The following is a 15,098-nucleotide window of genomic DNA, read 5'->3' as shown; positions in this document are numbered from 1 at the left end:
GGACGCACGCCGATCATGCTGACCGTGATGACCCAGATGGGGGCCTTGATTGTCGCTGGCGTGGTCTGGCGGGCCCTGCAGCCCGGTGGTCTGGATGCCGATACCACCCGGCGGGTCCTGACCACTCTGGTCTACTATCTCCTGCTACCCGCACTGGTCCTGCAGGTGCTTTGGGTCGCGCCACTGGGGCTCGATTCCCTGCGTATCGCTCTGGTCGCCGGCCTCACGGTGCTGGCCATGGTGGGCGTTACCCTGCTCGCTTGTCGCGTCTGCATGGCCGAGCGGGCGGCGATCGGGGCGATGTTGCTGGCGGCGGCCTGGCCCAATGCCACCTATCTCGGACTCCCGGTGTTGGACAGCCTGTTTGGCGAGGCCGGTCGCGCCGTCGCAATTCAGTACGACCTGTTTGCCTGCCTGCCACTGGTACTGACGCTGGGTGTGCTCCTGGCGCGGCGCTACGGTGATCCCGAAGCGGTGCGCCTTTATGGTGGCGGGAGTCCGTTGCGCGGGCTGGCGGCGGTCCCGTCGATCTGGGCGGCGGTGGTGGGCGTGTCCCTGAATCTGGCCGGCGTCCCGTTGCTGGATTGGCTGGATGTCTTTCTCGGATTCCTCGCCGATAGCGTGGCGCCCTTGATGTTGTTCTCGCTGGGTCTGGCGCTGGTCTTCAACCGCTTTCGGGGTCGGGATGCCCGCCCGCTGGCGGTCGTGGCGGTCGTGCAGTTGATCCTGGCCCCCGTCTTCGCGCTGGGGTTGGTGCTGTGGACCGGCCTTGAGGGGGTGCCCGGTGTCGGGTCGGTGCTGGAGGCGGCGATGCCGGCGATGGTCCTGGGGCTGGTCTTTTGCGATCGCTTCCGGCTGGATACCGGGCTCTATGCGGCGGCCGTCACGCTGACGACGGCGCTGTCGCTGATCACCCTGCCGCTGTGGTTCGCCCTCGCCACCCATCTAATCGCCTGACCTTTGGGGGGATCCCCCGCCGTCTGTTTGTGGCTGGTCCTGGTTCGGCATCCGGTGTTTGCGGTGCCTCCGGTCCGCCGCCTGCCTCGTGGTGGCTGGTCCTGGATTGGGCTCCGTGTTTACGGTGCTTTCGGTCCGCATACTGCCTGGCGCTGACTCGCCAGCGCGCCGCGAGGTACTTCTTTGCTCGTGCAAAGAAGTACCCAAGAAACACGCCCGACTGCCGCGACCCCGGCCCGCTGTGCGGGCCGGGGTTTCCCTCGCTCCGAGGGTTTTCGCGGGCGGCGCTGAACTCGCTGCGCCTTCGGCTCCGCTCAGACATCCAGCGCCTTGAATCCCGCGAAAACCCTCTCCACTCGGCGCGACGACAACGGGGGTCAAGGTCAAGACAACGGCGGTCCACAGGTTCGTGGTAATGGATGAAGGCAAGGTCTTCGAGCATCTTGGGCACGCTCGGCCTTTGGCCATGGCGTGCCGCGCCCGCTAGCGGGCGCCGGGGGCTTTCGGGCGGCAATGCCCGTTGTGGTGTCGTGGGGCCGGAATACCTTCTGTCTTGACCTTCGCCTCCCGTATGGAGCCCCTCGTGGAGGGCGTGATGGGCCGGAAGGAGGCGCTGGATGTCTGAGCGGAGCGCATCGCAGCGAGTTCAGCGCCGCCGGCCCGAGGGCCCTGGAGCAAGGTTCCTGGGCGAAATCCGGGTGCCCTTCTTTGGGTCCTTTCTTGGGCAAGCAAGAAAGCCCGTTGTTGATCAAAAACGGGCGCGGCGCGCTGGCGAGTCAGCGCTCGGCAGTATGCGGACCGAAGGCACATAAACACCCGAGGCCGAACCATGCCTAGCCACAACAAGGCAGGCGACCGGCACAAAACCACGGTAAACACTGAGTTGCGAGATAGGTGCAGCTACCGCCATGCCACAACCGCCCGTTCACGCACGGCGGAGCGCTGAGCCGTGCGGGCTAGCGCAGGAGCATCAGGATGCCGGCGAGGATTAGCACGCCGGCGAAGCCACGGCGGAGGATGGCCACGGGCAGGTGATGAGTGACCCAGACACCTGCACGCACGCTGATGGCGGTCCCGATCACCACGCCGAGGATGGCGGGGAGATAGAGGTAACCCAGCGCCCACTCCGGCGCCTGGTAGGCCGGGTCGGTCCACTGCGGCAGGGCGAACACCAGGCTCGCGCCGATGGAGATCGGCACGCCGAGGGCCGCGGCGGAGCCGATCGCCCGGCGCAGTTCCAGCCCCTGGCTGACCAGAAACGGCGTGGTCAGCGTGCCGCCGCCGATGCCGATCAGCGCGGAGATGGCCCCGATGACGGTGCCGCCGCCCAGCCAGATGCTGCGTCTCGGCGCGGGTGCCTTCGGCGGCTGAACGTTCAGCAGCATCCATATCCCGATCGCGACCTCGAAGGCGCCGAAGATGCGCCCCAGGTGGTCGGAGTCGATGCGCGTGGCCAGCCAGGCCCCGAGCAGGGCCCCGACGATGATCCCCGGCAGCAGGCGCCGCACGGCCGTGCCGTCCACCCCGCCGCGGCGGTGGTGGGCGCGGGCCGACAGGATCGCGGTGGGGATGATCGCGCCCAGCGAGGAGCCGACCGCGAGCTGCACCAGGCTGGCCGAGTCGAAGGCCAGCAGGCTGAAGATCGCGACGAACACCGGCACCAGGATCAGCCCGCCGCCAATGCCGAACATCCCGGCCGGGATACCGGCGACCAGCCCCAGAAGCACAAATAGCAGCCCCAGCGCCAACGGTGACTGGATGAGCGTGTCGATCATTCGTGCGTGGTGCCGGGTCGTGAGTCAGGACACAGTGGGCCGGCAAGCCGCTGGGGTTGCCGGCCCACTGTTCAGGGGGGAGAAAGCGCGCTCAGAGCGCCTTGAAGCACTTGCGGGCGGCCTCGATGGTGGCGTCGAGGTCCGCGTCCGAGTGGGCGTTGGACATGAAGCCGGCCTCGAAGGCGCTAGGGGCCAGGTAGATGCCCTCGCCCAGCATCGCGTGGAAGAAGCGGCCGAAGGCGGCGGTGTCGCAGGCGGTGGCCCCGGCGAAGTCGGTGACCTTCTGGTCCGAGAAGAACAGGCCGAACATGCCCGGCACCTGGTTGGTGGTCAGGGCGAGCCCGGCCTCGCGCGCGGCGTCCTCGAAGCCCGCGACGACCTTCTTGGTGCGCTGCTCCAGTTCGTCGTGGAAGCCCGGACGGGTCAGGATCTCCAGGGTCTTGAGCCCGGCGGTCATCGCGATCGGGTTCCCGGACAGGGTGCCGGCCTGGTAGACCGGGCCCAGCGGCGAGAGGTGTTCCATGATCGCGCGCTTGCCACCGAAGGCCCCCACCGGCATGCCGCCGCCGATGATCTTGCCCAGCGTGGTCAGGTCCGGGGTGACGCCGAGATAGCCCTGGGCGCAGTTCTTCGAGACGCGGAAGCCGGTCATCACCTCGTCGAAGATCAGTACCGCGCCGTGCTGGTCGCAGACCTCGCGCAGGGTTTCGAGAAAGCCGGGTTCCGGTGGGATGCAGTTCATGTTGCCGGCGATCGGCTCGACGATGATGCAGGCGACCTCGTCGCCCTTCTCCGCAAAGAAGGCACGCACGCCGTCCGGGTCGTTGTAGGTGAGGGTGCTGGTCAGGGCGGCCAGTTCCTTCGGCACCCCCGGGGAGCTCGGCTGGCCGAGGGTCAGGGCGCCGGAGCCGGCCTTCACCAGCAGAGAGTCGCCATGGCCGTGGTAGTTGCCCTCGAACTTCACGATGCGGTCGCGCCCGGTGTAGCCGCGCGCCAGCCGGATCGCGCTCATCGTGGCCTCGGAGCCCGAGTTGGTCATGCGCACCAGGTCCATCGACGGCACCAGTTCGCAGACCTTCGCGGCCATGTCGTTCTCCAGCCGGGTCGGGCAGCCGAAGGACAGGCCGTTGTTGCAGGCCTCGCGCACCGCCTCGATCACTTCGGGGTGGGCGTGGCCGGCGACCATCGGGCCCCAGGAGCCGATGTAGTCGATGTAGCGCTGGCCGTCGGCGTCCCACATGTAGGCGCCGTTGGCGCGGTCCATGAAGATCGGGGTGCCGCCCACGCCCTTGAACGCGCGGACCGGGGAGTTCACGCCCCCGGGGATGTGCTCTTTGGCGGCCTCGAACAGACGCTCGGTTTCCTGCATGACGGTGTTCCTGTTTTCGCTGGGTTCGTGATCGGTGGAATTGGTAAGCCCGGCAACCTTAGCGGTGGCCGCGATCGGGTGCAAAGGATCAGTCGAATAGCGCACTTATCCGTCGCGCGGCCGCCTCCGGATCGGGCGCGGCGCTGACGCCCTGGATGACCGCGACAAGATCCGCTCCGGCTGCGACGGCCTCGCCCGCATTTTCCGGGGTGATCCCGCCGATCGCGCAGATCGGTAGAGCTAGCTTGGAGTGGGCCTGTCGGATCAGGTCCGGCCCGGCGTGTGCGGCCTCAGGCTTAGTCGGGGACGGGAACATCGTCCCGAAGGCGACATAGCTGGCGCCGGCGGCCTGCGCGGCCCGTGCGCGCTCCAGTTCGTTGTAGCAGGACACGCCGATCACCGCGTCGGGACCGAGGCGGTGGCGCGCGGCCACCGGGTCCGGGTCGTCGCGCCCCAGGTGAACACCGTCGGCCTGGACGCGGGCGGCCAGCTCGGTGTCGTCGTTGATGATGCAACGCGCGTCATGCGCGTGGGCGAGGGCGACCAGTGCGCGGGCAATCGCCTCGCGTTCATCGCCCACCAGGGTTTTGTCGCGGAACTGGATCAGGGATGCACCGCCGCGTAGCGCGGCACCGGCATGTCCAAGGTGGGCGGTGGGCGCGTCCATGCCCTCGGGCACCGCCGGGGTGATGAAGTAGAGCCCGCGCAGGGGGAAGTGGGTCTTAGTCGCCATTGGGACACAGCCGGTTGGGGACGTGCTGGCCACGACCCGGGGCGTAGCCACGGGCGACTGCGTCGTTCATGAACGCCTGGGCTTCGATCACCGCGGGTTCCAGGTCGCGGCCACGCGCCAGGAACGCTGCGATCGCCGCGGCCAGGGTGCAGCCGGAACCATGGTAGCCCGCTGGCTGGCGTGGCAGTTCGAAGGGACGCATGTGCCCGTCCTCGCGATACAGGTGGTTGATGATGGGGTCATCCTCGCTTCCCTCGTGGCCGCCAGTGACCAGCACGTTAAGGGCGCCCAGCTGACGCAGTCGTTCTCCCCATTGCGCGGCGTCCTCGGTGCGGGCGAGGCGGGCTGCCTCCGGGCCGTTCGGGGTGATCAGGGTCGCGCGCGGCAGAAGGGTCTCGCGGGTGGCGTCGACCACGGCCTCGGTGGCCAGGGCCCCGCCGCCGCCGGCGACCATGACCGGGTCCAGCACCACCGGGATATGCGGGTGCGCGGCGAGCAAGGCGGACACCGACGAGACGTTATCGACCGAACCCAGCATACCGATCTTGATCGCCGCCACCTTGAGGTCGGCCAGGGTGACTTCGATTTGGGCGCGCAGTTGCTCCGGCGGCAGCACGGTGAAGTCCACCACGTTGCGGGTGTCCTGCACGGTGATCGCGGTCACTGCCGTGGCCCCGTGGACGCCCAGCCGGGTGAAGGTGGTCAGGTCGGCCTGCAGGCCCGCGCCACCGCCGGGATCGGAGCCGGCAATGGTCAGCGCGATCGGGGGATGATTCATGAATGGGGGCTCCCGTGCTAAGGTTGCGCGCGCCCCGGCACCCCGGGGCGTTCCTGTTCCGAATCCCGGGAGTGTACGCAGCATGAGCCACGAGTTCGAAGTCGAGTCCCTCCGTCCCCTGGCCGCCGCCGCCAAGTCCGGCGGTACGTTGAACGCGGAGGTGGACCGGGCCCTGACCGCCCTGGAGCAGGAGATCAACCGGATCGCTGCCGAGCTGCAGGTGGAGCACGTGGGCCCCGGGGTGGGTATGGCGGACATGAATGCCGAGCATGTCTATCGCCTGGTGATCCGCCAGCACGAGATCGACGTGACGCGGCACGAATGGAGCCTGTGGGTCTGCGATGCGCTGGATAACTGCGACTTCCGCGCGACCTGGCCGGTCACCGGCGCTGGCCGCCTGCGCCGCAAGCAGGTGACGGCCGTGGTGCCGGAACTGGTGACCGGCTACCGCGATGCGGTCGTGGCCGCCGGCAAGGGGGATACCCCGGCCGGCCAGCGCCTGGCGCAGATCGCGGCGGTCTTTGAGTAACGCGGATCGCCTTGCGCGCCAGGCTGCATCAGCACTGTAAAGGTCAAGTGCGGTTGCACCACGAAGCGCACGAAGACACGAAGAAAGGGCGCAGGGTGTCTGCTCCACAGAGCGCACCGAGGACGCGGAGAAGATTGAGCGTTTTCGCTGGGGACTGGCGGCTGATGGTTTCTGGGGGTGTGTGCAGGTAACGCGGCCGAGGGCGCGGCTTGTACCCTTCGCTCGGTCCAATTAATTCGATCCCCCGAACCTTCTTTGATTTTCTTCGTGTCTTCGTGTCTTCGTGTCTTCGTGTCTTCGTGTGCTTCGTGGTGAAATCGGCTCACCTTGCCAAGGGCGCGAAGCGTCCGGTGTCGCCTTATGCCGTGCTGTCGGGGTCGCGCAGCGAGATGACCGGCCAGCCCTTGTTGCGGGCATGTTCCGCGAGGGTGGGGTCCGGATCCACGGCCACCGGGCGGCCGACCTGTTCCAGTAGGGGGATATCGTTGCGCGAGTCGCTGTAGAAGCTGGCCTGCGCGATGTGGACTTCGGGATCGGAATGATCCGCGAGGTGCTGGCGCAGGCGCTCGATCTTGCCTTCCTGAAAGCAGGGCACGCCGGTGAGCTCGCCGGTGAACTGTCCGTTCTCGTCCTCGTCCGCCAGCGTAGCGATCAGGTGGTCGACCCCCAGGATGTCGGCGATCGGTTGGGTAACGAACTGGTTCGTGGCGGTGATAATGACCAGCTCGTCTCCAGCCTCGCGATGTCGTTCCAGCAGGCCGGCGGCACCGGGGGCGATCATCGGCCGAATCAGGGTGTCGATGAAACGTTCTCGCCAGTGCTCCAGCTGAGCGCGCGGGTGCTCTGCCAGCGGACTGAACGCGAAGCGACAGAACTCGTGGATGTCGAGGGTGCCGGCCACATACTCCTGGTAGAAGCGGTCGTTGGTCTCGGCATGACAGGTTGGATGGACGGCGCCGACCTCTGCCAGGAACTGGTTCCAGGCGTGATCGCTGTCACCGGCGAGCAGGGTGTTGTCGAGATCGAAAAGGGCCAGGGCCATGACGGTGCTCTCGAATTGGCTTGGGACGTGCTGGAGTGTACCGGTGGGCGTTGCGGGCTGCAGCCGTGTGCCCATGGATCGGTGTCTTGCCGGGCGGGCACCGGAGGCGCGGTAGGGGCTTTGCCGCCGATACTGTTGCTGTGGAACAATGCCAGTAATAGAAAAGCGTCTGGCTGATGCAAGTGATTGATTGTGACGGGTATCGCGCAAACGTAGGCATCATCCTGTGCAACGCGGAAAAACAGCTGTTCTGGGGCAAGCGGGTCGGTCAGGAGGCCTGGCAGTTCCCCCAGGGGGGCGTGAACGCGGAAGAAACGCCGGAAGAGGCGATGTTCCGCGAGTTGCGCGAGGAGACCGGCCTGTTACCCCGGCACGTCGAGGTGCTCGGGAGCACCCGCCATTGGCTGCGCTACCGGCTTCCGGAACGGATGGTTCGGCGGCACCGGCGGCCCGTCTGCATCGGCCAGAAGCAGCGCTGGTTCTTGCTGCGCATGGTCGGAGAAGAGGACGACGTGGTGCTGGATGCAATGGAAACCCCAGAATTCGATGACTGGCGCTGGATCGACTACTGGCGCCCGGCGCGCGAGGTGGTGCACTTCAAGCGCCAGGTCTATCGCCGTGCCCTTTGCGAACTGGTACCGCTGATGTTCCCCGAGCTGGATCAGGGGCGCGCAAGCCGCTCCGGTAATCGCGGTCCGGCACCTTCGCTGAACCGCTCGTCGGTGTCGTCGCGTTGACGGTCCCGAAGCAGCCGTCGATGCTCGAGGTCCTGCGCCGCGTGGTGCAGGAGGTGAATGGCGCGGCGGATTTCTTCGAAGCGCTGCATATCATCGTGACGCGGGTGAAGGCGGCGCTGGAGATCGACGTCTGCTCGATCTATCTGAAGTCGCCGCAGTCCGGGCGTCTGGTGCTGATGGCTTCCGAGGGGCTGCGCTCGGAGTCGGTCGGACAGGTCGAGATGGACCCGTCAGAGGGTCTTGTGGGGCTAGTGGCCTCACGCGCCGAGCCGGTAAACCTGGATAGCGCCCAGGATCACCCGCGCTTTCGCTATTTCCCGGAGACTGGCGAGGAACATTTTCTGGCGTTTCTGGGTGTGCCGATCATCCATCAGCGCAGCCTGCTCGGCGTGCTCGTGGTGCAACAGCATCAGGCGCGCAAATTCGATGACGAGCATGTCTCTTTCCTGATTACGCTGGCCGCTCAGCTGGCCGGGGCGATTGCCTATGCCGAGTTCAATGACGAGATCTCTTCCGAGACCCCGTTGATTGGGCACGTGAACGTCGAGGCGACCGGGATTGCCGGTTCGCCGGGTGTGGCGATCGGCAAGGCCGTGGTGGCGTATCGCCTGGCGGATCTCGATTCCATCCCCGATCGCGAAGGCTCCGGGGTGGAAGAGGAGCTGGAGCATTTCAAGCAGGCGGTCGTGGAGACGCGCACCGAGATCGAGGATCTGAAGCAGCGCATGGGCGAGGCGCTGGGGCCGGACGAGCAGGTGCTGTTCGATGCCTATCTATTGCTGTTGGGATCGGACTCGTTGGTGCACAAGACCGAGGCACGCATCCACAACGGCCAGTGGGCGCCAGCGGCATTGCGCGACACGGTGCGCGAGAGCGTGCGGGTATTCGAGGACATGGAGGACCCGTACCTGCGCGAGCGTGCGGCGGATGTGCGCGACCTTGGCCGCCGCGTGCTGTCGCACTTGCTGCCAGCGGATCGTAGTCAGGACGAGTTTCCCGATGGCGGCATCCTGGTGGGCGACGATCTCACGGCCTCGCATCTGGCGGAGGTGCCGATCGAACGACTGGGCGCGATGGTCTCGGCTAAGGGGACTGGTTCCTCGCATATCGCGATCCTGGCGCGGGCCTTGAATATCCCGGCCGTGATGGGCGTGTCCGAGTTGCCGGTCGGCCGTCTGGAGGGTCGCGAGATCCTGGTGGACGGTTATCGCGGTCGCCTGTTCGTGAATCCCAATGCCGAGCTTCGGGTGGAGTTCGAACGCCTGGTGCGCGAGGAGCGCGAGCTGGCAGAAGACCTGCGCGCGCTGGCCAAGGATCCGGCCGAGACCCGGGACGGCGTGGCCGTTCCGGTGCTGGCCAACTCCGGCCTGCTGGCGGACATCAAGCCCTCACTGGAGTCGGGTGCCGAGGGGGTCGGGCTGTACCGCACCGAGGTCCCGTTCATGATTCGCGACCGCTTCCCCGGCGAGGAGGAGCAGGTCCAGTTGTACGATCAGGTGCTGGCGTCCTTCGATCCCATGCCGGTGACACTGCGCACTCTGGATATCGGCGGCGACAAAGCCCTGCCGTACTTCCCGGTCAAGGAAGACAACCCGTTCCTCGGCTGGCGTGGTATCCGTATCTCGCTGGACCATCCGGAGATCTTCTTGACCCAGCTGCGGGCGATGCTCAAGGCGAGCCGCGCCCACGACAACCTGCAGATTCTGTTCCCGATGATCTCGGCGCTGGATGAGCTGAAGGGTGCGATGACCCTGCTCAACCGGGCGCGCGAAGAGCTGCTGGACGAGGGCTTCCGCATCCCGATGCCGAAAGTCGGCGTGATGGTGGAAGTGCCCGCAGCGGTCTACATGTCGGAGATGTTGGCGCGGCGGGTGGATTTTCTCTCCGTTGGCACCAACGACCTGGTGCAATACCTGCTCGCGGTGGATCGCAACAACGCCCGTGTGGCGCATCTCTACGACACCCTGCACCCGGCCTGCATCCATGCGCTGGAGACCATCACCGACGGGTCGCACCGGGCGGGCAAGCCGGTCAGCGTCTGCGGGGAGATGGCGGCCGATCCGGCCGCGGTGATCCTGCTGCTGGGGATGGGGATCGATAGCCTGAGTGTTAGCGTCTCCGCCATCCCGAGGGTGAAGTGGGTGATCCGCAGTTTCTCGACGGACCGCGCCGAGGCTCTTCTGGCCCAATGCCGGCTGCTGGAGAACGCGGATCAGATCCGCTCGCTGCTGAACAATGCCTTGGTCCAGGCAGGCCTGGGCGGACTGGTGCGCGCCGGCAAGACCTGAAATCGCCGACGATTGAGTCGCCGTGCATGGATTCCGGGCCTCATCGTGGGGCGCGTTGATTGTGTTGACTGGGGGCCGTCATTGCGGGCGCCGCTTGGCAATCGACTGTGAGCGCAGGGCACGCCAGGCCCTGGGGGGTGTCGCGGCGCGCCTCGCGATGACCAAGGATCCCTATCCTCAGGTTCGGCGTGCCCGAAATAGACCGATCAGGGCGCTCAGCAGGAAGATGCCGAGCACCACGCCGAGGGCAATCAGCGCATCCGGGATGGAGCGGTTGATCACCAATACGACTGCGCCCACCAGGATCGGGACCGGGATCTCGTTGAACCAGCGATACCAGGTGTGATCGCGCCGGTTCAGGTCATCCCGGAAGTCGCGCACGATCTTGCCGCACCAGACGTGGTAGGCCACCAGGATGGCGATCAGCGTCAGCTTGAAGTGCATCCACGGTTCGGCCAGGTAAAACGAACGGTCCACCAGCATGGCCACCCCGAAGGCGATGGTGATCAATGCCCCGGGGGTCATGATCCCGTAGAACAGCTTGCGCTCCATGACCTTGAAGCGTTCGTGGCCCAGGGCATCTTCCGTCATGGCGTGGTAGACGAACAGCCGTGGAAGATAGAACAGCCCGGCGAACCACGTAACCATGAAGATGACGTGCAGGCTGAGGAGCCAGTTATAGGCTTGCATGGAGGTCCTTCTCTTCAGGCCGCGCGAGGCATTGCGCGGGGTGGTTTACGACAGCCAGCGTTCCAGGTGGCGTTCGATCTGCCCGAAGTCGGGATCGCCCAGCTTTTGATAGACGATGCGCCCGCTTGGCGAGATCAGGAAGGTCGTCGGCGTCAGGCGAACCCCGCCGTAGGCCTGAGAGAAGCCTTCGTCGCTGTCGTGGATCACCTTGTAGGGCATTTCCCGGTCTTCGCGCATCGACTCCACGCGGTTGATCGGGTCATAGGACATCGCCACCGCCAGTAGCTCGAAACCCTTTTCGGAGTAGGTCTCGTGCAGGTGAACAAGTTTCGGGATCTCGCGTACGCAGGACGGACAGTTCGTGGCCCAGAACGAGATCATCACCGGGCGGCCTTCGTAGTCCTCCAGGGCAACCCGCTCGCCATCGAGTGTGGTTGCTTCGAACGCAGGCGCTGGGCGCATGCCGTCGTCGGTGAGCCAGATGCTGGCAGCAATGGCAACCAGCGCCAGAATGAAGATGCCTCCGAAGATGGCTTTGCGGTCGATCCTGCCTTTGCTCATGGTGTGATCCGTTCGTCGAATAGGCTGCAGTTATGGACTGGCCGAACGCCCCTGCGTTCCGTGGCATCAGCCAAGCCGGTATCATGCCGCAGCATGACACATGCAACCAACAGCAAACCTATCCGCATCGGGGTTGTCGGTGCGACCGGATACACCGGCGTAGAGCTGCTGCGCCTGTTGGCGCGCCATCCAGCCGCGGACCTGCAGGTGGTGACCTCGCGCGGCGAAGCCGGTACGGCGGTGGCGGAACTCTTCCCCAGCCTCCGCGGGGCGGTCGATGCAGTTTTCCAGGTCCCGGATGAAGACGTCCTCGGCGGCTGTGACGTCGTCTTTTTTGCCACGCCTCACGGGGTGGCGCACGGGCTGGCGGCGCCTCTGTTGGAGCGCGGCGTTCGCATCATCGACCTGTCGGCCGATTTCCGAATCCGGGACCCTGATCTATGGGCCCGGTGGTACGGTCAGGCGCACGGGGCCCCACAATATCTGGACGAGGCGGTGTACGGCCTTCCCGAGCTGAACCGGGCGAAGATCCGCGATGCGCGGCTGATTGCGGTCCCCGGGTGTTACCCCACTGCGGTGACCCTGGCCGTGCTGCCACTGCTGGAGGCGGGCCTGATTGACCCTGACGACGTGATTGCGGACGCCAAGAGCGGTGTCAGCGGGGCCGGGCGAAAGGCGCAGATTGGCGGGTTGTTTGCCGAGGTGCAGGAGGATTTTCGTGCCTATGCTAGTGGCGGACACCGCCATTGGCCGGAGATCCACCAGACGCTCGCCGGAGTGGCCGGCCAGGACGTAGGGCTGATCTTCCAGCCGCATCTGGTGCCGATGACCCGCGGTATCCATGCCACGGTCTATTTGCGTCCGCGCGCCGACGCCGACTGGCAGGCCTGTCTTGAGGCCCGCTACCGGGAGGAACCCTTTGTGGATGTCCTTCCAGCGGGCGCGCATCCGCAGACGTCCAGCGTGCGCGGCACCAATCTTTGCCGTATCGCGTTGGTGCAGCCGCCACATTCCGGGCGTCTGATGGTGCTATCGGTGATCGACAACCTGGTGAAGGGTGCCGCCGGGCAGGCGGTTCAGAATATGAACCTGATGTTTGGCCAGGCCGAGACCGCCGGCCTGGATGGGCTGCCGGTCTTCCCTTGATGTACGGATCGGCCATATGAGCTCCCGTATCCCGCGTCTGCCGCGCCGGCCACGGATTCCGACCCGTCGGCGGACGTCCGGGCGCCGCGGGTCCGGATGGTTGTTGGCACTGCTGGGTGGCGTGCTGGTTGCGGTACTGATAGCCGGTGTTGTCTGGTTCGCGCTCGGACCTCCGGACGATACCGTGGAGATGGATCCGCAACAGGGTATCGACGCCCTGCGCGACGACCTGGAGGCGGAGATTGCGGCGCGGCAGGCGGCCGAAGAGGCCTTGCGCCGTGCCGAGCAGCAATTGGAAATCAAGACCGCCGAGGTGGCGGCTTTCTCCGGTGATATCGAGCGCCAGGAAGCCGAGCTCCTGGAATTGCGTGATGACTTGGCGTTTTATCAGCGGTTGGCCGAGGGCTCGGGCGAGGACGGTCTCGGTATCCGGTCACTGCAGTTGCAGCGCACGGGCCAATCCGGGGTCTTTGACGTGCTGTTTCAGCTCTACCGCCCGGGGTTGAACCGCTCGGTGGATGTGGAATGGACCCTCGAGGTAGAGGGTTACCGAGAGGGTGAGGAAGAGACCACGACGCTGGATGCCGAGGCCCTGGAACTGGATGGCGATCGTACCGTGCAGGGGTTGCGGTTGCTGCGCAACCATCGGGTGCGCATCCAGTTGCCGGAAGGTTTCGAGCCACGGCGCCTGACGCTGAGTGTAAGTGCCGAAGACGACGATGATCTTGAGCCGGTTTCCGAAGGGGCCGGCTGGGATCGCCTGCTGGAGGGAGTGCAATGATTGGACGAAAACGAGGTCGCCGCGCAAGCAAGGTGGATACCCTGGTCGGCCGCAACACGGTGATCCATGGCGACGTCGAGTTCGGGGGCGGGTTGCACGTCGAGGGCCGGATCGTCGGGGATATCCGCGCGGCTACGGATCCCGCCGCGGTGTTGATCGTGGCGGAGGGGGGCATGGTCGAGGGTCACGTCGCTGTGCCGCACCTGCTGATGAACGGAGAGTTGCATGGTGATGTCCATGTGGGTGAGCACGTGGAGTTGGGCGAGACGGCCCGGCTGGCGGGTAATCTCTACTACGCCGTGCTGCAGATGGCGGAAGGTGCGCAGATTGACGGCCTGCTCAAGCGGGTCGATCATCCGCTTGAGGGCGAGCTTGAGGGTCCGGGTGAGACGCAGGCCCTGTCCAACGCCTCAAATCCTACGGAAGATGAGCATTCTTGACTCCGGGGCTCAGTCTTCCGTAGCGTGAATGAAAATGATTATTACAGGAGGCCCCGAATGTCCGAGCCCATGACGTCCGAAGCGGAAATGGACATCGAAATGCCCAGCCCGCTGATCTTTACCGATGCGGCGGCCACCAAGGTGAAGGGGCTGATCGAGGAAGAAAACAATGACAACCTGAAGCTGCGTGTCTTTGTGAGCGGCGGTGGTTGTTCCGGGTTCCAGTACGGCTTCACCTTCGACGAAACCGTCGGTGATGGTGACACCGTGGTCGAGAATGGCGGGGTGACGCTGCTGATCGACCCGATGAGCTTCCAGTATCTGGCCGGTGCCGAGATCGACTACTCCGAAGGGCTGGAGGGGGCGCAGTTCGTGATTCGCAATCCGAATGCCACCACCACCTGCGGTTGCGGCTCTAGCTTCTCCGTCTAGCGCCACCGTTGCAGTTCTAGTTAAAGGCCCGACCCGGTTTGTGCCGGGTCGGGCCTTTTTTATGTAGAGGTGTCAGCCTTGGTTTGTTGGCGTGGACCACTGCCTGCCGGGGATGATGCAACCAAGGATTCGCGGGCCGCGGGCGCCGGTGACCTCCGGCAGGTTGCCGGGCTCACCGGCCAGGGTGCGGGCCGCCAGCCAGGCGAACGCGGCGCCCTCCACCTGTTGCGGGGGAATGCCGTAGCGCTCGGTCGTTTCTACGCGGGTGTCTGGCAATGCTCGGGCCAGGCGTTTCATCAGGTACTCGTTGTGAGCGCCGCCGCCACACACCAGAAGTCGGTCGGGTGGCGCGGCGCTGACGGCTGCAAGGGCGCGCCGCACGCCCTCAACCGTCAGTTCTGCCAGAGTGGCTTGAATATCTTCGGGCCGGGCCGTGTCCAGTGCGTCGCCGGCATACGTCCGCAGCCAGGCGGGCGAGAAATATTCCGGGCCGGTGCTCTTGGGTGGCGGGCGGTGGAAGAAGGGGTCTTCCAGCAGTCGTTCCAGCAGCTTCGAATCCGGGGTGCCGCTGCGCGCCCAGGCCCCGTCTCGATCAAAAGGGGTGCGATGGTGGCGTCGATTCCATTCGTCCATCAGGGTGTTGGCCGGGCCGCAGTCGAAGCCGACCACGGGATGGCCCGATTGCAGCCAGGTCACGTTTGCGATGCCCCCCAGGTTGAGGATGGCTCGTGACTCGTCCGGGGTGCCGAACTGGGCGGAGTGAAAGCCGCAGGCCAGCGGTGCGCCCTCGCCCCCGGCCGCGATATCGCGTGGACGGAACTGGGCGACGGTGTCGATGCC

The 15,098-nt window shown here is 65.9% G+C and carries 16 protein-coding genes and 1 pseudogene (1 of these 17 only partly in view); 9 read left to right on the top strand and 8 right to left on the bottom strand.

Going from position 1 to position 15,098, the window contains the following annotated elements; all coding sequences use genetic code 11:
* The first annotated feature begins 15 nt into the window (after window positions 1-15).
* Together D002_RS0111645 and D002_RS13865 are read left to right on the top strand one after the other, a co-directional pair.
* Window positions 16-957 (top strand): AEC family transporter, encoded by a 942-nt coding sequence (locus tag D002_RS0111645; RefSeq protein WP_018142100.1) that lies wholly within the window; start codon window positions 16-18, stop codon window positions 955-957.
* Window positions 958-1,376: 419 nt separating this feature from the next.
* Window positions 1,377-1,582, top strand: a pseudogene (locus D002_RS13865) (hypothetical protein).
* Between the two features lie 331 nt (window positions 1,583-1,913).
* Here D002_RS13865 and D002_RS0111640 read toward each other — a convergent pair.
* The 4 genes from D002_RS0111640 to thiD form a co-directional block, all read right to left on the bottom strand.
* Entirely contained in the window at window positions 1,914-2,732 is an 819-nt protein-coding gene (locus D002_RS0111640; RefSeq protein ID WP_018142099.1) for a sulfite exporter TauE/SafE family protein, read from the bottom strand.
* Between the two features lie 91 nt (window positions 2,733-2,823).
* Window positions 2,824-4,101 (bottom strand): glutamate-1-semialdehyde 2,1-aminomutase, encoded by a 1,278-nt coding sequence (gene hemL / locus D002_RS0111635; protein WP_018142098.1) that lies wholly within the window; start codon window positions 4,099-4,101, stop codon window positions 2,824-2,826.
* 88 nt (window positions 4,102-4,189) lie between these two features.
* A complete protein-coding gene (gene thiE, locus D002_RS0111630; protein WP_018142097.1) occupies window positions 4,190-4,834 on the bottom strand; it encodes a thiamine phosphate synthase in 645 nt (214 codons plus the stop codon).
* Window positions 4,824-5,612: a bifunctional hydroxymethylpyrimidine kinase/phosphomethylpyrimidine kinase gene (gene thiD / locus D002_RS0111625; protein WP_018142096.1), complete on the bottom strand. Its 789-nt coding sequence runs from the start codon at window positions 5,610-5,612 to the stop codon at window positions 4,824-4,826. Before thiD ends, thiE begins: the two co-directional genes overlap by 11 nt.
* A gap of 82 nt (window positions 5,613-5,694) precedes the next feature.
* Here thiD and D002_RS0111620 point away from each other — a divergent pair, with 82 nt between their 5' ends.
* Window positions 5,695-6,141 carry a hypothetical protein gene (locus tag D002_RS0111620; RefSeq protein ID WP_018142095.1) on the top strand — a complete coding sequence of 149 codons (447 nt, stop codon included), beginning with the start codon at window positions 5,695-5,697 and terminating at the stop codon, window positions 6,139-6,141.
* Window positions 6,142-6,499: 358 nt separating this feature from the next.
* Here D002_RS0111620 and D002_RS0111615 read toward each other — a convergent pair whose 3' ends face one another.
* Window positions 6,500-7,183: an HAD family phosphatase gene (locus D002_RS0111615; protein ID WP_018142094.1), complete on the bottom strand. Its 684-nt coding sequence runs from the start codon at window positions 7,181-7,183 to the stop codon at window positions 6,500-6,502.
* A gap of 176 nt (window positions 7,184-7,359) precedes the next feature.
* On the opposite strand from D002_RS0111615, the gene D002_RS0111610 reads away from it, so the two are divergent.
* A complete protein-coding gene (locus tag D002_RS0111610) occupies window positions 7,360-7,920 on the top strand; it encodes an RNA pyrophosphohydrolase (RefSeq protein WP_018142093.1) in 561 nt (186 codons plus the stop codon).
* Between the two features lie 20 nt (window positions 7,921-7,940).
* Window positions 7,941-10,208, top strand: a complete 2,268-nt coding sequence (ptsP, locus tag D002_RS0111605; protein WP_018142092.1) for a phosphoenolpyruvate--protein phosphotransferase — start codon at window positions 7,941-7,943, stop codon at window positions 10,206-10,208.
* 177 nt (window positions 10,209-10,385) lie between these two features.
* Here ptsP and D002_RS0111600 read toward each other — a convergent pair whose 3' ends face one another.
* Window positions 10,386-10,898 carry a CopD family protein gene (locus tag D002_RS0111600; protein WP_018142091.1) on the bottom strand — a complete coding sequence of 171 codons (513 nt, stop codon included), beginning with the start codon at window positions 10,896-10,898 and terminating at the stop codon, window positions 10,386-10,388.
* Between the two features lie 45 nt (window positions 10,899-10,943).
* Complete coding sequence (locus D002_RS0111595; protein WP_018142090.1) at window positions 10,944-11,459, bottom strand: peroxiredoxin; 516 nt, start codon at window positions 11,457-11,459, stop codon at window positions 10,944-10,946.
* A gap of 93 nt (window positions 11,460-11,552) precedes the next feature.
* Here D002_RS0111595 and argC point away from each other — a divergent pair, with 93 nt between their 5' ends.
* The 4 genes from argC to erpA all read left to right on the top strand — a co-directional run bounded on the left by argC (window position 11,553) and on the right by erpA (window position 14,258).
* Complete coding sequence (gene argC, locus D002_RS0111590; RefSeq protein WP_018142089.1) at window positions 11,553-12,605, top strand: N-acetyl-gamma-glutamyl-phosphate reductase; 1,053 nt, start codon at window positions 11,553-11,555, stop codon at window positions 12,603-12,605.
* A 121-nt stretch (window positions 12,606-12,726) separates the two neighbouring features.
* Window positions 12,727-13,386: a DUF6776 family protein gene (locus D002_RS0111585; RefSeq protein WP_026181686.1), complete on the top strand. Its 660-nt coding sequence runs from the start codon at window positions 12,727-12,729 to the stop codon at window positions 13,384-13,386.
* Complete coding sequence (locus D002_RS0111580; protein ID WP_018142087.1) at window positions 13,383-13,826, top strand: polymer-forming cytoskeletal protein; 444 nt, start codon at window positions 13,383-13,385, stop codon at window positions 13,824-13,826. Before D002_RS0111585 ends, D002_RS0111580 begins: the two co-directional genes overlap by 4 nt.
* A gap of 57 nt (window positions 13,827-13,883) precedes the next feature.
* A complete protein-coding gene (gene erpA, locus D002_RS0111575) occupies window positions 13,884-14,258 on the top strand; it encodes an iron-sulfur cluster insertion protein ErpA (RefSeq protein WP_018142086.1) in 375 nt (124 codons plus the stop codon).
* A gap of 72 nt (window positions 14,259-14,330) precedes the next feature.
* On the opposite strand, the gene D002_RS0111570 is transcribed toward erpA, so the two are convergent.
* Window positions 14,331-15,098 carry the 3' portion of an anhydro-N-acetylmuramic acid kinase gene (locus D002_RS0111570; protein ID WP_018142085.1) on the bottom strand. It continues 375 nt past the right edge of the window, so 768 of the gene's 1,143 nt are visible here — the last part of the coding sequence; the start codon falls outside the window, past its right edge; it ends in the stop codon at window positions 14,331-14,333.

This window comes from Thioalkalivibrio sp. ALJ7 (assembly GCF_000376865.1).
Taxonomy (GTDB): domain Bacteria; phylum Pseudomonadota; class Gammaproteobacteria; order Ectothiorhodospirales; family Ectothiorhodospiraceae; genus Thioalkalivibrio.
Note: the sequence above shows the minus strand (reverse complement) of the source record. Positions and strands in the feature narration are given on the sequence as shown.